The following is a 19,647-nucleotide window of genomic DNA, read 5'->3' on the forward strand; positions in this document are numbered from 1 at the left end:
GGTTCGGGGTGGGGGTGGTGCAGACGGCACCGCCGCGCTCGATCCGGCACCACCCCCACCTCCTGCCTCCTCCCCACAAGGGGGAGGAGAGGGGCGATGCCCGCGGTGATCAACCGGAAACCGTCTGACGGGGGCGGCCCGCCGGACGCAGCCTCACAGCGTCAGGCGATAGGCGAGCAGCGCGGCGAGGCTGAGGACCGCCAGCGGGATCTGGGCCGGCCGCAGGCGCTCGAAGAACAGGGGCGCCTCGCCCCGGCGGGCGGCGATCGGATCGAGGATCGTAATCTCGGTGAAGCCGACGATCAGCAGGCCGAGCGCGAGGGCCGGCCTGCCCAGGGCGAAGGCGAGGAGGGCGCCGTAGCCGAGCAGGAACAGGCTCAGCATCGTGGCGATCTGCGCGAGCGTCGCCCCGCCCTCGGTGCGGAAGCTGACGCCGCGGCGCACGCCGGAGAGGAACAGTAGGATCGCGCAGGCCCAGAGCAGCGTCAGGGTGAAGACCGTCCCGGCCAGCGCGCCGGGCACCAGCCACACCATCACCGCCCCGGCGACGAAGGGCAGCATCGGCCCGTAGCCGAACACCACGCTGAGCCAGGGGACGGCGCGGGGCTCGAAGGCCCGGATCGTGCGGCCGGCCTCGCCGTCCTGGGTTCGGATCATGCGCGCCTCGCGACCGGTGGGAAACGCCCGGTGAACTACTGGGGCGCCGGGCCTGTTCCGATCGCTCGGACGCGCGTCAGGCCGGCTTTTCCGCGGAACGGGCGGCGCGGTGGCGTTCCTCGCGGCGGGAGCGGCGCCGCTGGGAGCGGCTCTCCTCGGTGGTGGCGGCGAGCCACCACACCAGGGCGAGCGCCAGCACGCCGGCCGCGCCGAGCGCCAGGAAGGATCCGCTCCAGCCGAACCATTCCTGGGCGAGGCCGCCGTACCACGCCGAGAGCGCGCCGCCCGCGCCCTGGACGGCGTTGACGGTGCCGAGCGCCGTCTGGGTGCGGCCCGAGCCCCAGGTGAGGTCGGCCACCACCACCGGCACCGCCACGCCGATGATGCCCGAGGCCACGCCGTCGAGGATCTCGGCGGTGATGAGCCAGTACGGGTCGTCGATGAAGGCCGAGAGCGCCGCCCGCACGGGCAGGGCGAGGCAGGCGGCGAGGAGGAGCTGGCGCCGGCCGCGTCGGTCGGCGAGCGAGCCGGCGGCGAGCGCCACCGGCACCATCACGAGCTGGGCCACCATGACGTAGCGGGCGGTCCAGGCGGTGGGGTTGTCCGCCGTGTGCACGAGCTTCTGCCCCAGCAGGGTCAGCATGCCGCCGTTGCCGAGCTGGAACAGGGCGAGCGCCACGGCGAGCACCAGCAGCCGCCTATTAGTGAAGACCTGGGCGTAGGAGGAGCGGGCCGGCTCCGCCTCGTCCTCCTCCTTCCAGCCCGAGGCCCGGCGGCGATTGAAGGCGCGGGCCGGCATCGCCAGGGTGGCGGCGATGGCCGCCGCCGCCATGCCGCCCAGCACCCAGAAGGCGATCTCGGGCCCGAAATGGGCGGTGCCGAAGGTGATGAGCCCGGCGGCGATCAGGATGCCGACATGGTTGAAGGCCTGGTTGCGCCCCTGCTGGCGCGGGAACGCCTCCTTGCCGACCACCCCCAGCGTCAGCGCCGTGACGGCGAGCAGCAGCAGCGTGCCGCCGGCGGCGGCCAGGAACTGCGCCGCCAGCACCGGCACGAAGGAATGGGCCGGCATCAGCAGCAGCGTGCCGGCGAGGATGGCGGCGCAGGAGACCGCGATGAGCAGGCGCGGCCGCCCGAGGCGGTCCACCAGGGCGCCGAAGGGACCGCTGAGGAGCAGCACGCCCCCGCCCACCAGGGTGGTGACGAGCCCGACCTGCGAGGGGCTCCACTGCCGCATCTGCGCGAGCCACGTGCCGAGGAACGGCCCGAGCCCGCCCTGGATGTCGCCGATGAAGACGTTGATCAGGGCGAGGTGGGTGGTGGGCGCCATGCTGTCCTTGGAGCTGAGCCGTCCGGGAGGCCGGGGCGGCCCCCTAACGCAGCGCCGCTCGGGGAGCAATGCGGAAGGCGATCCGCAGGGCCGGAACGACCCCTCGCGACAACTTCCGAGGCCGCCCGCGGGTCGCCGCGACCGCTCAGCGCGGGGCGAGCCATCCCTCGAAGCCCTCGGCGTAATCGATGGCGGCCCGGTCGAACAGGTCGTCGGCGCCCGCCGAGACGGCGAGCGAGTCCGCCAGCGCCATCACGCCCTGGCCCGCGGTCCGGCGGCCCACCGCGCCGCGATAGGTCGTGAGCACCGCGCCGGAGCGCGCATCGATCACCTCGATATCGGCCTGAACCGTGGGGTGTCCGCCGATGATCATGCGCTGGGCCACCGAGGGGATGTCGACCCGCGTCACGGTGGCCACGAGCCGAACCGGCCGCGTCCCCTGCGGCCGGCGCGCCATCACCCGCTCCAGCGCCCGCTTGAAGCGGCTTGCAGCCAGATCGCGCAGATGGGCGCGGGCCTCCGGTGCGGCGGTCAGCGCCGGATCGGTCTGCGAGAGGCCGCGGGCGCGCAGGTAGTCGTCCTCGGCCGTGCTCCAGGCGATCAGCGTCTGCGGCGGGACGCGGACCTCCAGGCTGGTGAAATGCAGGTTGGCCGTTTCCTGCGGGGAGAGGGTGTTGGGCGCGACGGTCGTGCAGGCGGAGAGGCCGAGCGCCAGGAGAAGCGCGGCGAAGGTCGGACGGCGGAACATCGGGAAGGCTCTGGTCGGCGGCCGGGATCGGCGGCGACCGAAGCGCTAACACAGCCGTTGCGCGAGCCCTGCGGCCGGAAGGCCACAAGGCGAGGAAAATAAACAAATGATGGAAAACAGCGATCCCCGGGGCCGACGGCTCCGGGGATCTGCTCGGAAACATTGAGACCCCGAAGGATCTCCGCGGCGAATGCGTGCTTTGCGCCCGCCTCAGGAGGCGAGCGGCGCGCCCGTACCCTGGCCGGCGGCCTGCGCTTCCATCATCTTCTGCTGATAGAGGCCGACGAAGTCGATCGGATCGATGTAGAGGGGCGGGAAGCCGCCGTTGCGCACCGCCTCGGCGACGATCTGGCGCGCGAAGGGGAAGAGCAGGCGCGGGCACTCGATCATCACCGCCGGATGGATCTGCTCCTGCGGGATGTTGCGCATGCGGAAGATGCCGGCGTATTTCAGCTCGAAGGCGAACAGCACCTCGTTCTGGATCTTGGCATCGCCCTCGAGCGTCAGCTCGACCTCGAAGTCGGCCTCGGCGATCTGCTGGGCGTTGACGTTGACCTGGATGTTGATCTGGGGTCCGCCCTCCTGCGGCTGCAGGGAGCGCGGCGCGTTCGGGTTCTCGAAGGAGAGGTCCTTGGCATATTGCGCCAGCGCGTTGATCGCGGGCGCGAGATCCTGGGCCTGCGCGCCGTTGCCGTTCGGTGCCGCGGTATCGGCCATGGCGTCTCTCCTTCTCACGTCGTCGTTGCGCTTCGGGTCCGGCGCAAGAGCGCCCCCCGGCGCGGGCTGCGGCTACCATGCCCGTATGCGGCGAACAAGCCGAACCGAAGCGATCGGCCGCCCCCGCGGCGGCTCCGAGCCTCGGCGTTTCCGGCCCGCGGGCCGCCCCCGCCGGGACGCGCGTGAATGGGACGCGGAGGCTCGTCTCACCCGATTGCCTGGAATCCCTCGCGGGTGCGCCCATATCACGGTAAGGTCACGGACTTCGAACAGTCGGAGACACTCAGACCCAAGCGCCTTTCAAGGCATCCGTTCCCGGCTCGATCCCCGCGCCGCCCTCGGCTAAGAGTGCCTCACGAAACTCCCGGTGACCGACCGTTTCCCTTCGGTCGCGACGGCGCAGCGGGAGTTTTGCGAGAGACACGAGGAGCCGGTTTCGCGAACCCGTTCCGGCGATGGCCGGGACCCTCGCGACGCCGTCTGCCGGTGGCGCGGCGGGCGGGATCACGGAACGGCCCTTCCCGTCCGGGCGGCCCCGCAAGGCGCCGGACTCACGTGTGCGACGGTCACGATTCGGATCGGTGATGCAGGATTCCTTCGACGCAACCACTCTGATTTTCCTGGCGCTGGCCGTCTTCGTGATCTGGCGGCTGCGCTCGGTCCTCGGCCAGAAGACCGGCACCGAGCGCTCGCCCTTCCGGCCGATCGAGCGCAACCGCACCGAGCCGCCGGCCGCTGGCCGCGGCGAGGGCGACAACGTGGTGCGCCTGCCCGGCGCCGACCGCGCGCAGGCGGGGGCGGCGGTGCAGACCGCGGCCCGTGACTGGCGCGGCATCGCCGAGCCGGGCTCGGCGGTCGCCCGCGGCCTGGAGCAGGTGGTTCAGGTCGAGCCGGCCTTCGAGCCGCGCGCCTTCCTGGAGGGCGCCAAGGGCGCCTACGAGGCCATCGTCATCGCCTTCGCCAAGGGCGACCGCAAGACCCTGCGCGCGCTCCTGTCGCGGGAGGTCTGCGAGGGGTTCGAGCGGGCGATCTCGGAGCGCGAGAAGCGCCGCGAGACGGTCGAGACCACCTTCATCTCCATCGACAAGGCGGAGATGGTCTCCGTCGAGGTCAAGAACCGCGTCGCGCAGATCACCGTGCGCTTCCTCTCGAACCTCATCACCGCCACCCGCGACGCGGACGGCAAGGTGATCGACGGCAATGCCGAGACCGGCGTCGAGGTGCCCGACGTGTGGACCTTCGCCCGCACCCTCGGCTCGCGCGATCCGAACTGGCAGCTCGTCGCCACCGACGCGGGCGGCTGATCGATCCGCGTCATGCCGCGTCCGCGCGTTTCCCTTTCGGCCGCAGCGGTCCTCGCCGCTGCGGCCGTTTCCGTTCCCGCCGCTTCGCCGCGCGCGGCCGAGTCCGCGCGGCCGTCCCAGGGCGCGCCCCAAAGCGCACCTCAAGTGCCGGGCGCCGTGCTGGAGCCGGTCGCCCTCGCTTCCCTGCCCGGCTGGCGCGAGGATGATCTCGGCGTCGCCCTCGACGCCTTCCGCCGCACCTGTGCCGGCCCCGGCCCCAACCCGCCGCAGGCGACGGGCGTGACGGGCTCCCCCGCCGATCTCGCGGCGGCCTGCGCCGCCGCCGCGGCGGTGAAGCCGGGCGAGGCCAAAGCATTCTTCGAGGCGCGGTTCTCCGCCTACCGCATCCTGCGCCCGGCCACCGGGACCGAGCCGGAGCGCCGCGTCGGCTTCCTCACCGGCTATTTCGAGCCGGAGCTGACGGGTTCGCTCACCCCCGGCCCCGGCTACACCGCGCCCGTCCTCGCCCGGCCCGACGACCTCGTCAGCCTCGCCCCCGGCGAGAGCGCGCCGGGGCTCGATCCGATCTACCGGGCCGGCCGGCGCACCGAGGCCGGGCTCGTGCCCTATCCCGACCGCGCGGCGATCGAGGACGGGGCGCTCGGCGAGCGGACCCGGCCGCTGCTGTGGCTGCGCGACGCCGTGGACCTGTTCGTGCTGCAGGTGCAGGGCTCGGGGCGGGTGCGGCTCCCCGACGGGCGCGGGATGCGGGTGCTCTACGACGGCAAGAACGGCCAGCCCTACACCTCCATCGGCAAGCTGCTCGTCGCCGAGGGCCACCTGCCGCTCAACGGCCTGAGCCTGGAGCGCTGGACCTCCTGGCTGCGGGCCAATCCGGACCATGCCCGCCGGCTGATGCGGATGAACGCGTCCTACATCTTCTTCCGGACCGAGCCGGTGACCGACCCGGCCCTGGGGCCGCCCGGCGCCGCGGGTGTGCCGCTCAGTCCGGGGCGCAGCATGGCCGTCGATGGCAATCTGTGGCGCTACGGCCTTCCGTTCTGGCTGGAGGGCAAGCTGCCGGGGCAGCCCGGACGCGGCCATCTCGTCGTCGCCGCCGACACCGGCTCGGCGATCGTCGGCCCGGCGCGGGGCGACCTCTATGTCGGCACCGGCGCCGCCGCCGGCCGGGCGGCGGGCGACCTGCACGACCGGATGGGGTTCGTCGTGCTGATCCCCAAGCCGGCGCCCGCCCCGGACGGGACCGCCCAGGATGCAGCCAAGGATGCGGCCAAGGACGCGGGCAAGGACGTGGCAGTGCCGGAGGCCGCCGCCGGGGAGGCCCGGCCGTGAGGGAGCGGCCGCCGCGGCGCCCGCGCCTGCTCTCCCGCGAGGAGGCCCATCTCTGGGGTGAGATCGCCAAGCTGATCACGCCGCTGCGGGGGCGGGCCAGACCGCGGAAGGCGGCGAAGGCGCCCGAGGCCGAGCGGCCCGCGGCGCCGGACCGGCCGAGTCCGGCCGCGCCGCCCCCGGTCCCGCGGCCCGCCGCGAAGCCGGCCCCGAAGCCGGCGGCCAAAGCCGCCCTCAAGCCGGCCCCGAAATCCGCGGCGAAGGCCGCCTCCCCTCCCCCGGCGCGGCCCGCGCCGGCCGTCGCGCTGCCGCGCGCGCCCTCGAAGCCGCTCAAGCTCGGCGACCTCGCTCCGGAGATCGCCCGGGCCACGGCGGCGCCGGCTCAGGCGCCCGCCCCGGCCTCCCCCGGTGCGCCGGGGCTGGAGCGGCGCGAGCGGCGCGGGCTGGAACGCGGCACGCTGACGATCGAGGCGCGCATCGACCTGCACGGCCTCTACCAGGCGGAGGCGCACGCCGCCCTGGTCGGCTTCCTGCTGCGCGCCCGCGCGGCGGGGCATGCCCGGGTGCTCGTGGTGACGGGCAAAGGTGGCGAGGATTTCGGCGGGCGCGACCGCGGCGGCTTCTCCGAGCGCGGCGTGCTCCGGCGCAGCGTGCCCCACTGGCTGCGCGGCCCGGAGCTGCGCGGCCTCGTCCTCGGCTTCGAGGAGGCCGCCCGCCACCACGGCGGGGCCGGCGCCCTCTACGTGCGCCTGCGGCGGCGATGATCCGCGGAGTGACAGCCCCCAAGGGACGCTGACGCCGAAACCATCGCCAAATCGGCGAGCAGGGTCTTGAGCCGGGTGGCGAAACGCGCTACTGAGCCATGCTCTCCCATTGCAGCCGTGTCGCATTCCTAGGTCTGTCCGGCCCAGTGAAACCGATGCGTGGGCCGGGCCGCGCGCCCGCGACGGCTACGGACCCCGGGGCGCTTCCCCGGCGCCCGGCCCTGCTCCCGAACCGGCCGATTTCTTCCCGCCCTTCGTTGGTTGCATCTCCCCACATGACGTCACAGAACGACGCTCTCGCCCCCGTCGAAGCTCCGGCCGAACCCGCCGTCGCACCGGCCGATCTCGCGGCCCGACGCGAGGTGAAGCTCCAGGATCTCAAGTCCAAGTCGCCGACCGAACTCATCACCTTCGCGGAGGAGGTCGAGGTTGAGAACGCCTCGACCATGCGCAAACAGGAGCTGATGTTCGCGATCCTCAAGCAGCTCGCGGCCAACGAGACCGAGATCATCGGTTCCGGCACGGTCGAGGTGCTTCAGGACGGGTTCGGCTTCCTGCGCTCGAACGACTCGAACTACCTTCCGGGTCCGGACGACATCTACATCTCGCCGACCCAGATCCGCCGCTTCGGCCTGCGCACCGGCGACACGGTCGAGGGTCCGATCCGCGGCCCCAAGGACGGCGAGCGCTACTTCGCGCTGATCAAGGTCAACACGATCAACTTCGAGAACCCGGAGAAGATCAAGCACAAGGTCCACTTCGACAACCTGACGCCGCTGTTCCCGACCAAGCGGTTCAAGCTCGAACTGGACAACCCGACCAAGAAAGACTTCAGCCCCCGCATCATCGACATCGTCTCGCCGATCGGCAAGGGCCAGCGCGCGCTGATCGTCGCGCCGCCGCGCACCGGCAAGACCGTGCTGATGCAGAACATCGCGCAGTCGATCACCCTCAACCACCCTGAATGCTACCTCATCGTGCTGCTCATCGACGAGCGCCCGGAAGAGGTGACCGACATGATCCGCTCGGTGAAGGGCGAGGTCATCGCCTCGACCTTCGACGAGCCGGCCACGCGCCACGTTCAGGTCGCCGAGATGGTGATCGAGAAGGCCAAGCGCCTGGTCGAGCACGGCCGCGACGTGGTGATCCTGCTCGACTCGATCACCCGCCTGGGACGCGCCTACAACACGGTCGTGCCGTCCTCCGGCAAGGTGCTCACCGGCGGCGTCGACGCCAACGCCCTGCAGCGGCCCAAGCGCTTCTTCGGCGCGGCCCGCAACATCGAGGAGGGCGGCTCGCTCACCATCATCGCCACCGCGCTGATCGACACCGGCTCGCGCATGGACGAGGTGATCTTCGAGGAGTTCAAGGGCACCGGCAATTCCGAGATCATTCTCGACCGCAAGGTGTCGGACAAGCGCATCTTCCCGGCCATCGACATCACCCGCTCCGGCACCCGCAAGGAGGAGCTGCTGGTGCCGCCGGATTCGCTCAAGAAGACCTACGTGCTCCGCCGCATCCTCAACCCGATGGGCGTCACCGACGCGATCGAGTTCCTCATGGACAAGCTGCGCCAGACGAAGAGCAACGGCGACTTCTTCGACTCGATGAACACGTAAGGCGCGTTTCGCCGGCCAGCATCGAGGGCCCGGCGAGGCAACAGCCTCCCGGCACCGTCGGGCCCTGGATTGCCTTCGCCTCAACTCGCGATGACGGAAAGGGTGAACCCGCTCCGTCATCGCGCGCGCCAGCGAGGCGATCCGGAACCGCGGCGCTTGCCGGCCCCGCGCCATCCAACGCCTTGAAAGATATTCTGCCGGACTTCGCGCGTCGGGCTGCGAAATTCTGCAACGATCGCAAAATCTTCCGGCCGCCCGAACCTTCGTCCCGATGTGACGTTGGCCCGCCGTCGCCGCCTCTCGGGGCGGTTCGGTTCGGAGACGGCGCATGGCAACCCGCAACGTATCGGATCTCGTGGTCGAGACGCTCCAGCAGGCGGGCGTGCGCCGCGTCTACGGCCTCGTCGGCGACAGCCTGAACGGGATCACGGAAGCGATCCGCAGCCGCGGCGTCATCGACTGGGTCCATGTCCGCCACGAGGAGGTCGCGGCGTTCGCCGCCGCGGGCGAAGCGCAGATCACCGGCGAACTCGCGGTCTGCGCCGGCTCCTGCGGGCCGGGCAACCTTCATCTCATCAACGGCCTGTTCGACGCGCACCGCACCCGCACGCCGGTGCTGGCCATCGCCGCCCACATCCCGTCGAGCGAGATCGGCCTCAACTACTTCCAGGCGACGCGGCCGGAAGAGCTGTTTCGCGATTGCAGCCATTTCTGCGAGCTGGTCTCGGACCCCGAGCAACTGCCCAACGTCCTCGAGGCCGCGATCCGCACCGCCGTGGGCCGGCGCGGCGTCGCCGTGGTGGTCATCCCCGGCACCGTCGCCCTCAAGGAGGCGCCCAAGCGTGCGATCGCCGCGCCCGCGACCCTGCGCCCCCGCGCACCGGTCACCGTGCCGCCGGCGGACGAACTCGACCGCCTCGCCGACCTCCTCAACGCCTCGAAAAAGATCACGCTGCTGTGCGGGCGCGGCTGCGCCGGGGCGCACGCGCCGCTGATGCGGCTGGCGGAGCGGCTCAAGAGCCCGATCGTCCACGCGCTCGGCGGCAAGGAGCATGTCGAGCACGACAATCCCTACGATGTCGGCATGACCGGGCTGATCGGCTTCTCCTCGGGCTACGCGGCGATGGAGGCCTGCGAGACCCTGCTGATGCTCGGCACCGACTTCCCCTACCGCCAGTTCTATCCCGAGCACGCCAAGATCGCGCAGGTCGATCTGCGCCCGGAGAACCTGGGCAAGCGCTGCCGGCTCGAACTCGGCCTCGTCGGCGACGTCGCCGCCACCCTCGAGGCGCTGCTGCCGCGGCTTTCCGGCAACGACAGCGCCCGCCACCTGGAAGCCGCCCTCAAGCACTACGCCAAGGCGCGGGAGGACCTCGACGACCTCGCCACCGGCAGGGCCGGCCGGCCGCCGATCCACCCGCAATACCTCACCCGTCTCCTCAGCGAGGCGGCCCACGACGACGCGGTCTTCACCGCCGACGTCGGCACGCCCACCGTCTGGGCGGCGCGCTACCTCCGGATGACCGCCGGGCGGCGCCTGATCGGCTCCTGGGCGCACGGCTCGATGGCCAACGCCCTGCCCCACGCCATCGGCATCCAGGCGGCGAGCCCCGGCCGGCAGGTGATCTCGCTCTCGGGCGACGGCGGCTTCTCGATGCTGATGGGCGACATCCTCACCCTGACGCAGGAGACCCTGCCGGTGAAGGTCGTCATCTTCAACAACGGCACGCTCGGCTTCGTCGAGCTGGAGATGAAGGCCGCGGGCTATCTCGAGACGGGCGTCGAACTGCGGAACCCGGATTTCGCCGCCATGGCCAACGCCATCGGCATCCATGCCCGCCGGGTCGAGGATCCGGGCGATCTGGAGGGCGCCATCCGGGACGTGCTGGCCCATCCCGGCCCCGCCCTCCTCGACGTGGTGACCAACCGCCAGGAGCTGGCGATGCCGCCCAAGCTCCAGGCCGAGCAGGTGAAGGGCTTCAGCCTCTACGCGCTGCAGGCGGTGATGAACGGGCGCGGCGACGCGATCCTCGATCTGGCCAGGACCAACCTGCTCCGCTGAGCCGCACCCGCCGCGACGCGCCCCCTCCCGGACACGGCGCGTCGCCGCTGAGATCGTTGCCTGCGCGCCACACCGGCCCGGAACCGTGGGGACGGCCCGGATGAGGCGGTCGGGACAAGGTCCTGGGAGCACACCGGAATCTCGGCCGCAGCACAGTTTATAATAGATCTAAGTCGCTGATTTCTCGAAGCTTTCCCTTGTCGCCGGCGATCTGCGCCGACATTCAGGGACCCGATCGGCTTCGAGGATCCGTCATGTCCGGGCACTGTCTGCGCGCATCCGCCGGCTTCGCCGGATTGTGGCTGGCCGGAACGGCCCTGGCCACACCCGCTCTCGCGCAACAGGCGCGCGCCACGCTGGAGACGATCTCGGTCGAGGCGAACCGCGCGCAGCGACCGGTCCGCGGACCGGCCCGGGGCGCGCCGCAGCCGCCGTCACCGGTCCCGGCGCCCGTCGTGGCTCCGGTCCCCGGCCCTGCCGGCGCCGTCGGCGTCGGCGTCGGGTCGGCGACGAGCGGCGGGGGCGGCGGCCCGACGGGGGTCGTCGGCTACACGGCCAAGGGCAGCGCGGCGGCCACCAAGACCAACACGCCGATCATCGAGACGCCGGCCTCGGTCTCGGTCGTCACCCGCGAGCAGCTCAACGACCGCAACGTCCAGACGCTGAACGACGCGATCGCCTACACGCCGGGCGTCTCCTCCAACGTGTTCGGCTTCGATCCGCGCTTCGACGCCTTCTATATCCGCGGCTTCGACGTCACGAATATCGGCATCTACCGCGACGGCCTGCGCCAGCCCTCCGCCCCCTTCGCCATCCCCCGCGTCGAGCCCTACGGCCTCGACGCCCTGACGATCCTGCGCGGGCCGGCGGCCGGCCTCTACGGCCTCGGCACGCCGGGCGGCATCGTCGATGTCACCTCGAAGCGCCCGACCCCGGTGCCCTTCGGCGAGGTCTGGCTGCAGCGGGGCAAGTACGACCGCTACCAGGGCGCCTTCGATCTCGGCGGCCCCATCGAGCAGACCGACGGGCAGCTCTCCTACCGCCTCACCGGCCTGTTCCGGCAGGGCGACAGCTTCCTGCCCGGCGGCCGCGAGGACCGGAACTTCATCGCGCCCGCGTTCACGTGGCGGCCCGATGCCGATACCAGCCTGACGGTGCTGGCCGAGTATCTCGACAACACCGTGCCGGGCAACGCCTCGTTCTACTCGAACTTCGCCGATCCGCGCTTCCAGAAGACGAACCTGTTCTCGGGCGATCCCGCTTTCCAGGACTACACGACGCGGCAGTACCGCATCGGCTACGCCTTCGAGCACCGCTTCGGCCCGGACGTCGTGTTCCGGCAGAACTTCCGCTACTACAACGTCTTCGGCGACCTGAGATACACGCAGATCGACACGATCAGCCCCGATCTCCAGACCGCCGGCCGCTCGAACGGGCGCATCACCAACGCCCTCGACACGCTCTCCCTCGACAACCAGCTCGAGACCCGCTTCACCACCGGCCCGGTCGCCCACACCCTGATCGCCGGCATCGACTACACGAATTCACGCTACACCGACCGGCGCGGCTTCCTCGTCGTGCCCGATCTGCAGATCGGTGGCCTGATCCGCCCGAATTACGGCGCGCAGTTCATCCCGACGCCGGCGCTCACCGGCGCCTCGCGCCAGCGCATCGAGCAGCTCGGCACCTACGTGCAGGATCAGGCGCGGATCGGATCGCTGATCCTCACCCTGACCGGGCGCCACGATCAGGTCTCGCAGCTCACGGAGAGCTACAGCGCCCCCTCGGCCACCGGCCCCTCGGTCACCAGCGACCGCGCCTTCTCCTACCGCGTCGGCGCCAACTACCTGCTGACGGATTACATCGTCCCCTACGCGAGCTTCGCCACGACCTTCGCGCCGCAGCTCGGCTTCGACCGGAACGGCGCCGCCTTCCAGCCGACGACCGGCGAGCAGTTCGAGGCCGGCATCAAGACCCAGGTGCCGGGCCAAAACGTGTTCCTCAACATGGCGGTGTTCGACATCACGCAGTCGAACGTGCTGCGGCCCGATCCGGTCAACCCGATCCTGTTCCAGGCCGCGATCGGCGAGGTGCGGTCGAAAGGCGCCGAGCTGGAGCTGACCGCCAATCTCGGCCCCGGCATCAACGTGCTGGCCTCCTACAGCCACGTCGATATCCGCACGACCCGCAATCCCGGCGCGCCGGACTCCGTCGGCATCCCGCTCTCGGGGATTCCCGCCAACACCGTCACCGCCTTCGCCAACTACGCCTTCCAGCCCGACACCGAGCTGTTCGGCCTAAGTCTCGGCGGCGGCGTCCGCTACGCCGGCACCAGCCCGGCCAACGAGGTGCCGGGCAGCTTCCGCAACTCGACCGTGACGCTGTTCGACGCGGTGGCGGCCTACGACTTCGCCAAGGTCGATCCGCGGCTGAGAGGGATGCGACTTCAGGTCAACGTGAACAACGCGTTCGACCGCCGCTATTTCAACTGCCAGGCGGGCGCCTGCTATCGCGGCCAGCCCCGGCAGTTCTACGCGAGCCTGATCTATCGCTGGTGAGGCGAAGTCCGCCCTGACCGTCGTCGCACGAAACATCCTCGCCCAGGAGAGCCTCGACGGCGCCCTGACCGGCGCCTTCGCCCCCTTCTCCGGCCGGCTCCGCCGCGACCCCGATCCCGCGGCCTGCGCGCTGTCGGACCTGGCGCTTGGCGGCGCGGTCTCCGACGGGATCGCCCGTTTCGCCGATGCCCATCCCGGCGCCGAGCGGAAGGCGGCGGCCTCGCTGTGGAGCGCCTACCTCTTCGCCGCGCTGATCGCGCCGACCCTGGCGGCCGGCGCGCGGCTCGGGAGGACCCTGGCGATCGAGGCGATCCGCCTGGCGCCGGAGACCGGCCTGCCGGAGACCCTTCATCTCGCACCGGCGGCGGCGCTCCCCTCCCCGCTTCCGGCCCAGGTCGATCGGCTGCTCGCCGAGAGCGTCGCGCCCGCGATCGAGGCCCTGCGGGCCGAGACCGGGCTCTCGGCGCGGCTCCTGTGGGAGAATGCGGGCGGCCACCTGTTCTGGACGCTCAAGACGATCGCGCGGGAGGACCCGGAGCGGGCCGGCGACGCGAGCGAGGCCCTTGAGGCCCTGCGCTGGCCGCGCGACGCCTGCGCGGCGCTCACCCTGATGCGGGCCGACGCGGTGGCGGGCTTCGACGCGCCGCGCCGCCGGATCTGCTGCCTGCGGCACGGCCTGCCGGGCTTTTCGAAATGCGAGGGCATCTGCCCGCTGCTCAGGCGGCGCGGGGAGGTCGGCTGATCCTGTGTCCGGGCGATCGCTTCGGGCTTTGCCGGCTTGCGTCATCGCGAGGCGAAGCCGAAGCGTTCCAGCGCGCGACCTGCCCGGCGATGTTGCGGACTCAGCCGCCGCGCCCGGCCTCCGCGCCGAGGCCGCGCTGCGCCTTGGAGCGCAGGCGCTTGTTCTGGAAGACCAGCGTGACGGTGGTGCCGCCACCGCGGTCCGACCAGAGATAGGTCTCGAAGGCGCCGAGCCCGGGGATCGTCGTGGCGGCGTCGAGGGTGCCGCGGCAACCGAGCAGGTCCTCGACCTCGGCGAGACGCATCTCGGCCTGGAGCAGCTCGAAGGTGGCGAGGCCGAGCGGACACGGCGTCCGCTGCGTCGGCGGCCGGTGCGCGGCCACCGGCACCGGGCGGGGCGGTTCGGCCGGCGCCGGATCGGCGGCCGCCGGCTGCGCGTGCGAGGTTCGGGCGGGGGGCGCGTCGTCCCAGGCAGCGGGAAAGGCCACCGGCATCGCGGCGACCGCGGGCGGGGCTTCCGCTTGCGGGGTGTCGCCGGGCGCCGCGACGGGTCTCGGGCCGATCGGTGCGGCGGCGCTTCGCTGGGCCGGGGTGAAGGCCGAGCCCTGCCGCAGCCGGGTCGCTCCGGCCGGGGCGCCGCCGCGGCCGGATCCGTGTGGCGCCCGCTCGTCGCCCGCGTCGAGAGGGGCGCGGGCATGCCCGACAACGATGGCCCGGCGCAGGGCCGCGTCCAGGCCGCGCAGCTCGTGGGCGAGGCGCTCGCTCCGCCCGGTGCCGGCCGGCCCGGAGCGGATCTCGCAGGCGGCGAAGACGGAGAGGGCGTCGCGGATCTCGTCCTCGGTCCACCGCCCCGCGGGCTTGCCGAACAGGTCGGCCTCGCCCTGCGGAACGGCGGGCGCCGCGACGGCGTCGAGCTGGCCGAGCCTCTCCTCCGCGAGGACGCGGTGCGCGCCGCAGCCGCCGGCCGCCGCGAGGGCCGCGCGGAACGGCGAGGGTGCGGCGGCCAGGGAGGAGCCGCACGCGGCGGCGAGCAGGGCCGGTGCGAGCAGGAAGCGCATGGGGCGGTCGCCTGGGATCAGGTCAATCGGATCAAGCGACCGGTTCGGCGTAAACGGACCCTTACCGTGCGGGCCGAAGCCGCCGGACTTCGGCCGCGCTGCCTTACCGTCCGTTGACCGCCTCGCTCGAATCGACCGCATCGCGGCTGATGGCCCGTCCGCCGCCCGGGGTTTTCACGGGAAAACTGCCGCGCTTCAGGCCTTGCCCGTCGGCGCCTTCCGCCTCCGGCGCCGGACCAGCATGTTGAGGGCCTCCACCCCCGCCGAGAAGGCCATGGCGGTGTAGATGTAGCCCTTCGGCACGTGCGCCCCGAACCCTTCGGCGAGCAGCGTCATGCCGATCATGATGAGGAAGCCGAGGGCCAGCATCACCACGGTGGGGTTGGCGGCGATGAAGCGCGAGAGCGGGTCGGCGGCGATCAGCATCACCGTGACCGCGGCGAGAACCGCGATCACCATGATCGCGACGTGGTCGGTCATGCCGACCGCCGTGATGATCGAGTCGATCGAGAAGACGAGGTCGAGGATCAGGATCTGGACGATGGCTGAGCCGAAGCCGATCGCCGCCTGACTGCTGGGCTTCTCCTCCGGGCTCGGATCGACGCTGTGGTGGATCTCCTTGGTCGCCTTCCACAGCAGGAACAGACCGCCCGCGATCAGGATCAGGTCGCGCCAGGAGAAGCCTTTTCCGAAGACCTCGAAGACCGGCTCGGTCAGGTGGACGATCCAGGCCACGGTGCCGAGCAGGGCGAGCCGCAGGATCAGCGCGAGGCCGATGCCGATGCGCCGGGCGCGGCTCTGATGCTCGGCGGGCAGCTTGTTGGTGAGGATCGAGATGAAGATCAGGTTGTCGATGCCGAGCACGACCTCCATCACCACGAGGGTCGCGAGCGCCGCCCAGGCGGTCGGATCGGCGGCGAGTTGCAGCAGGCTGTCCACGGGCAGTCCGTCGGTTCAGAAGGGAAGGGGAAAGCGGCTCGTGGCGCCGGGTCCGGCGTTCGGCGGCGCGAGCACGCGCACCGCCTTCGGCACGACCTTGAAACGCGCCGGCGTCCAGGTGGTGAGTTCGCCGTCGGTGTTCACCGCCCGCGGCTTGCGGGTCGTCAGCACCAGCTCCGTCGTCTCGAAGGCACGCACGTCGGCCGCCTTGCCGTGGGTGCCCCGGCGCAGGGCCGGCAACAGCGCGATCAGCCGCCACCAATGGGCGACCTCCAGGCTGTAGAAATCGAGCCGCCCGTCATCGACGGTGGCGTCCTCCTGCACCGTCATGCCGCCGCCGTAGTGGCGCCCGTTGCCGACCGAGGCCTGGATCGTCGTCACCTTCTCGGTGCGGCCGTCATGCTCAATCGTCACCGTGAAGGGACGGGCGCGGCGCAGCAGGCGGATGGCGGCGATGGCGTAGCCCACCGTGCCCCAGGCCTTCTTGGCCTCGGCCGTGAGTTCGCTGGCGAGGTCGGCGGAGAAGCCGACGCTCGCCACGTTGAAATAGTAGTGGCCGTTGACCCAGCCGAGGTCGATCGCCTTCTCCGGCGCGGTGGGGATCAGCCCTGCGGCCGCCTCCGGATCGAGGGGCAGGCCCAGCGAGCGGGCGAGGTCGTTGGCGGTGCCGAGCGGCAGGATGCCGAAGGGCAGCTTGGTCTCGACCAGGGCCGGCGCCGCCGCGTTCATGGTGCCGTCGCCGCCGCCGAGGATGACGAGATCGACCGACCCGGCGTGGCGCCCGATCACCTCCTGGCAATCGGTGCTGCCTTCGGGCTCGACGAGGTCGAGCCCGCCCTGGCGCAGGATCGTCCGGATCGCGTCGAGCGGCGCGGAGCCGCTCCGGGCCTTGGCGTTCACGAGGAGGAGCGCGCGGCGCTTCGTCGGATTCGGGGGCGCGCTCACGCGGCCGCTCCGCTCGTGACCGGACGGAACAGGAAAACCACCGTGAACGGCAACAGGGACTCCCCGCACGCTTCCGCGCCGCGTTCGCGCCAGCGTCGATAAGGATCCGACATCACGATCGACGCCTCGACCGTCAGAGGGGCCCGGACCCGTCCTCGGCGATCCCGCCCGATGCTCCCGCCGGGAGCGCCCGACCGGCGCCGCCACAACGGCAGGGTGAGCCGGGATCGCTACGCTCAAGGTGGGGACTTCCCGCCTGTTGGCAAGGGGACAGCGGGGGTAACGGGCCTTCCGGCGCGGCGCCTGTCGCAAAGGGGGGCGGACTCGGTGTAGGAACGCGACCGGTGGCGGAAAGCGTGGAACCGTCGCGGTGCCGTCACGCGTTCCGTCCCACCGACCGCCTCCCGCGGAACGCCCGCCGCCGTCTCCCGTCCGAGGGGAGAGCCGACGGTTGACGGGTTTTTCGCGAGGCACCTTCAGGCCTGCTCGCCCGATCGGTCCCGTCATGCGCCCCGTCCTGCTTCTGACCCTCCTCCTCTCCTCGGCCTGCGCGACCGGATCCGCCCTGGCGCAACAGGGATCGAACTGGGTCGATCCACCGGCGAAATCGGCCGGCTCCGGCGGCGAGGCGGCGAAACCCGCGGCCAAGCCGGGTCCCCGGTTCGAGGCCGAGCCGGAAGCCCGCGCCCAGGCGCACCGGGCGGCCGCGCCGCCCGCCCGGCAGGAGGCGCGCCGTAACGACCGCAGCCGCGCGGCCGAGATGCGTCGCGCCCGCCGGGCCGCCCTCCGCGAGCGGGCGCGGGAGCAGGCCTACGCCCACGCGGCGCGAGGTTCCGCCGAGCGCTTTGCCGAGCGCCCTGCCCCGCCGCCCGCCCGGATGGCGCGGAGCGAGCCGGATCCGCGCTTCACCGACTGGGCCGTCACCGCGCGGCGCCTGAGCCTCGACTATCTCGACAGCGTCTCGGCCCCCAACGGTGCGATGCTCGCCTCCGCGCCGCGCTTCTACGGCAGCACGGTCCGCTTCCACGGGCGCGTCATGACGACCGGGGCGCTGCTCGCCGAGAAGCAGCGCTTCGCGCGGCGCTGGCCCGAGCGGCGCTACGAGCCGCAGGGGGAGCCGCGGGTCGCCTGCGACGGGCCGAGCGCCACCTGTCTGGTGCGCATCGTCCACGATTTCACCGCGCTGAGCCCGTCCCGCGGGGCGCGCTCGCAGGGCGTGGCCGAACTCACGCTGACGGTGAGCTTCGCCGGCGGGGCCCCGGTGATCGTCTCCGAATCGAGCCGCGTCCTGAGCCGCGCGGGCGCGTGACACGGGGATCAGCGACCGCATCGACCGGATACGCCGGCCGATCCATGCTGTAGAAGCCCGAGACGGACGCCGTCATCGGTGGCGCTCCCGGACCGAACGAGAACACCGAACGAGAACAAGGCATCGCGCGTGAAGGGATCGGCAAAGGCCGCAGGCCGGAGCAAGGACGAGACGGCGGCCGCGCCCGAGGCGCCGGTCTCCGAGGACGACCGCCGCATCCGCGCGCTGATCCTGGCCGAACTCGACCGGCGCGGGGCGCGGCCGGTGGCGCGCCGGACGCTGGCCCTGATCGCCGAGGGCTTCGTCGAGCCCGCCGACGGCGTGCCCGGCTACCGCATCGTCGACCGGACCGGCGCGGTGCGCCTGCGGGGCGAGGCCGGGACGGGGGTGCCGCTGACGCTGCACGACCTCATCGAGGAGCTTCGCGAGCAGCACGCCCCGCTCTTCGTCCCCCCTGCCCCCGAGCCGGAGCCGGAACCGCCCCGCGACACCATTGCCGACGTGCGGGCCGCGGGAGCCCGTTTCGTCGAGACGCAATCGGCCCTGGCGCGCTCGCTGGCCAACAGCTCCGCCGAGCGCAGCCGGGCGCTCGCCAGCGCCGCGAGCGAGACCGTCGAGGGTTGGCGCAGCCGGCTCGCCGAGCGCCTGAAGGCGCGGCCGCGGCCCGCGCCGGTCGGGACCTCCGTCGATCCGGCCGGGACAGGGCCGGCCGGGACAGGGCAGACCGAACCTGCTTGGACCGGACCGAACGCGGCGGAGCGCCTGGCCGAGGCGCGCGCCCGCGTCGGGGAGGGCTGGCGGCGCGTGGCCGGGGGGATCCAGCCGCGCCGGACCGCGACGCGGCTGCGCGACCTGACGGAGGATGCGCTCGCCTCCGGCAGCCGCCGCCCGGTCGCGCTGCTGGCGCTCGGCGCCCTGGCGGGCGCGGGCCTCGTCGCCGCGCTCTCCCTGAGCGGACGCGACGCGGTGGAGGGCGAGCGGCCCGTCCCGCAGACTGCCGAAGCCCGTCCGCCGCAGACGGCACCGGCCGGAACGCCGGCCGAGGCGCCGCCGGCAAGGGACCGCGCGACGGCGGAGGATCCGGCCCCCGACGCGCCCCCGGACACGGCGGGCGCCGAAGCCGAGCGGCCGGCCGATCCGGAGCCGCCGCGCAAGAACGCCAACGCCATCGTCGGCGTGCCGGAGGTGATCGACACGGCGACGCTGCGGGTGGGCGGCAAGCTCGTGCGCCTGTTCGGCGTCGAGTGGGTCCGCGGCGGTCAGGCCGACGAGCTGAGCAAGTACCTGCGCAAGCGCTCGGTCACCTGCCAGCCCGCCCCCGGCAGCAGCGCCTATATCTGCACGGTCGAGGGGCGCGACCTCTCAGAGGTGGTGCTGTTCAACGGCGGCGGCCGCGCCTCGTCGGAGGCGACGCCGGATCTCGCCGCCGCCGAGGACCATGCCCGCACCGAGCGGCTCGGCGTCTGGAAGCGGTGAGGCGTCAACCCGGCTGCGGTTGAGACAGCGTTCGCTCGATCACGTCGAATTGCGCCCACTCCCATCATCGCGAGGCGAGACCGAAGTCATC

Annotated in this window: 16 protein-coding genes; 9 read left to right on the forward strand and 7 right to left on the reverse strand. The window is 72.3% G+C overall.

Translation table 11 applies throughout. From position 1 onward, the window contains the following. Nucleotides 1-153 precede the first annotated feature (153 nt). The 4 genes from ABS772_RS19040 to secB form a co-directional block, all read right to left on the reverse strand. Nucleotides 154-657 carry a DUF3429 domain-containing protein gene (locus tag ABS772_RS19040; RefSeq protein WP_350396378.1) on the reverse strand — a complete coding sequence of 168 codons (504 nt, stop codon included), beginning with the start codon at nucleotides 655-657 and terminating at the stop codon, nucleotides 154-156. Between the two features lie 76 nt (nucleotides 658-733). Next, a complete protein-coding gene (locus tag ABS772_RS19045) occupies nucleotides 734-1,987 on the reverse strand; it encodes an MFS transporter (protein WP_350396379.1) in 1,254 nt (417 codons plus the stop codon). Between the two features lie 145 nt (nucleotides 1,988-2,132). Then, nucleotides 2,133-2,735 (reverse strand): hypothetical protein, encoded by a 603-nt coding sequence (locus tag ABS772_RS19050; RefSeq protein WP_350396380.1) that lies wholly within the window; start codon nucleotides 2,733-2,735, stop codon nucleotides 2,133-2,135. A gap of 210 nt (nucleotides 2,736-2,945) precedes the next feature. Next, the gene (gene secB, locus ABS772_RS19055) at nucleotides 2,946-3,452 is read right to left on the reverse strand and encodes a protein-export chaperone SecB (RefSeq protein ID WP_183434438.1); all 507 of its coding nucleotides are present in this window, start codon (nucleotides 3,450-3,452) and stop codon (nucleotides 2,946-2,948) included. 584 nt (nucleotides 3,453-4,036) lie between these two features. On the opposite strand from secB, the gene ABS772_RS19060 reads away from it, so the two are divergent. The 7 genes from ABS772_RS19060 (at nucleotide 4,037) to fhuF (ending at nucleotide 13,830) form a co-directional block, all read left to right on the forward strand. Then, on the forward strand, nucleotides 4,037-4,756 hold the full coding sequence (locus ABS772_RS19060; protein ID WP_238255014.1) for a Tim44/TimA family putative adaptor protein: 720 nt from the start codon (nucleotides 4,037-4,039) through the stop codon (nucleotides 4,754-4,756). Nucleotides 4,757-4,768: 12 nt separating this feature from the next. Then, on the forward strand, nucleotides 4,769-6,088 hold the full coding sequence (mltA, locus tag ABS772_RS19065) for a murein transglycosylase A (protein ID WP_350396381.1): 1,320 nt from the start codon (nucleotides 4,769-4,771) through the stop codon (nucleotides 6,086-6,088). Beyond that, the gene (locus ABS772_RS19070; protein ID WP_350396382.1) at nucleotides 6,085-6,849 is read left to right on the forward strand and encodes a Smr/MutS family protein; all 765 of its coding nucleotides are present in this window, start codon (nucleotides 6,085-6,087) and stop codon (nucleotides 6,847-6,849) included. The genes mltA and ABS772_RS19070 overlap by 4 nt, the downstream gene beginning before the upstream one ends. 275 nt (nucleotides 6,850-7,124) lie before the next feature. Further along, nucleotides 7,125-8,468 carry a transcription termination factor Rho gene (gene rho / locus ABS772_RS19075; RefSeq protein ID WP_238255017.1) on the forward strand — a complete coding sequence of 448 codons (1,344 nt, stop codon included), beginning with the start codon at nucleotides 7,125-7,127 and terminating at the stop codon, nucleotides 8,466-8,468. Nucleotides 8,469-8,796: 328 nt separating this feature from the next. Beyond that, nucleotides 8,797-10,530 (forward strand): ubiquinone-dependent pyruvate dehydrogenase, encoded by a 1,734-nt coding sequence (gene poxB, locus ABS772_RS19080; RefSeq protein ID WP_350396383.1) that lies wholly within the window; start codon nucleotides 8,797-8,799, stop codon nucleotides 10,528-10,530. 254 nt (nucleotides 10,531-10,784) lie between these two features. Next, a complete protein-coding gene (locus ABS772_RS19085; RefSeq protein WP_350396384.1) occupies nucleotides 10,785-13,088 on the forward strand; it encodes a TonB-dependent siderophore receptor in 2,304 nt (767 codons plus the stop codon). A gap of 169 nt (nucleotides 13,089-13,257) precedes the next feature. Further along, nucleotides 13,258-13,830 (forward strand): siderophore-iron reductase FhuF, encoded by a 573-nt coding sequence (fhuF, locus tag ABS772_RS19090; protein WP_350396399.1) that lies wholly within the window; start codon nucleotides 13,258-13,260, stop codon nucleotides 13,828-13,830. 100 nt (nucleotides 13,831-13,930) lie between these two features. Here the strand turns inward: fhuF and ABS772_RS19095 are convergent, their stop codons facing one another. The 3 genes from ABS772_RS19095 to ABS772_RS19105 all read right to left on the reverse strand — a co-directional run bounded on the left by ABS772_RS19095 (nucleotide 13,931) and on the right by ABS772_RS19105 (nucleotide 16,771). After that, a complete protein-coding gene (locus ABS772_RS19095; protein WP_350396385.1) occupies nucleotides 13,931-14,887 on the reverse strand; it encodes a hypothetical protein in 957 nt (318 codons plus the stop codon). 195 nt (nucleotides 14,888-15,082) lie between these two features. Then, the gene (locus ABS772_RS19100; RefSeq protein ID WP_350396386.1) at nucleotides 15,083-15,826 is read right to left on the reverse strand and encodes a TerC family protein; all 744 of its coding nucleotides are present in this window, start codon (nucleotides 15,824-15,826) and stop codon (nucleotides 15,083-15,085) included. Between the two features lie 15 nt (nucleotides 15,827-15,841). Further along, entirely contained in the window at nucleotides 15,842-16,771 is a 930-nt protein-coding gene (locus ABS772_RS19105; RefSeq protein ID WP_238255951.1) for a lipid kinase, read from the reverse strand. A 505-nt stretch (nucleotides 16,772-17,276) separates the two neighbouring features. Between ABS772_RS19105 and ABS772_RS19110 the strand changes: the two genes are divergently transcribed. Both ABS772_RS19110 and ABS772_RS19115 read left to right on the forward strand, forming a co-directional pair. Beyond that, the gene (locus ABS772_RS19110; protein WP_350396387.1) at nucleotides 17,277-18,080 is read left to right on the forward strand and encodes a hypothetical protein; all 804 of its coding nucleotides are present in this window, start codon (nucleotides 17,277-17,279) and stop codon (nucleotides 18,078-18,080) included. Nucleotides 18,081-18,209: 129 nt separating this feature from the next. Next, complete coding sequence (locus tag ABS772_RS19115) at nucleotides 18,210-19,556, forward strand: hypothetical protein (RefSeq protein ID WP_350396388.1); 1,347 nt, start codon at nucleotides 18,210-18,212, stop codon at nucleotides 19,554-19,556. Nucleotides 19,557-19,647 lie beyond the last annotated feature (91 nt).

The organism is Methylorubrum podarium (genome assembly GCF_040270385.1).
Lineage (GTDB): Bacteria > Pseudomonadota > Alphaproteobacteria > Rhizobiales > Beijerinckiaceae > Methylobacterium > Methylobacterium podarium.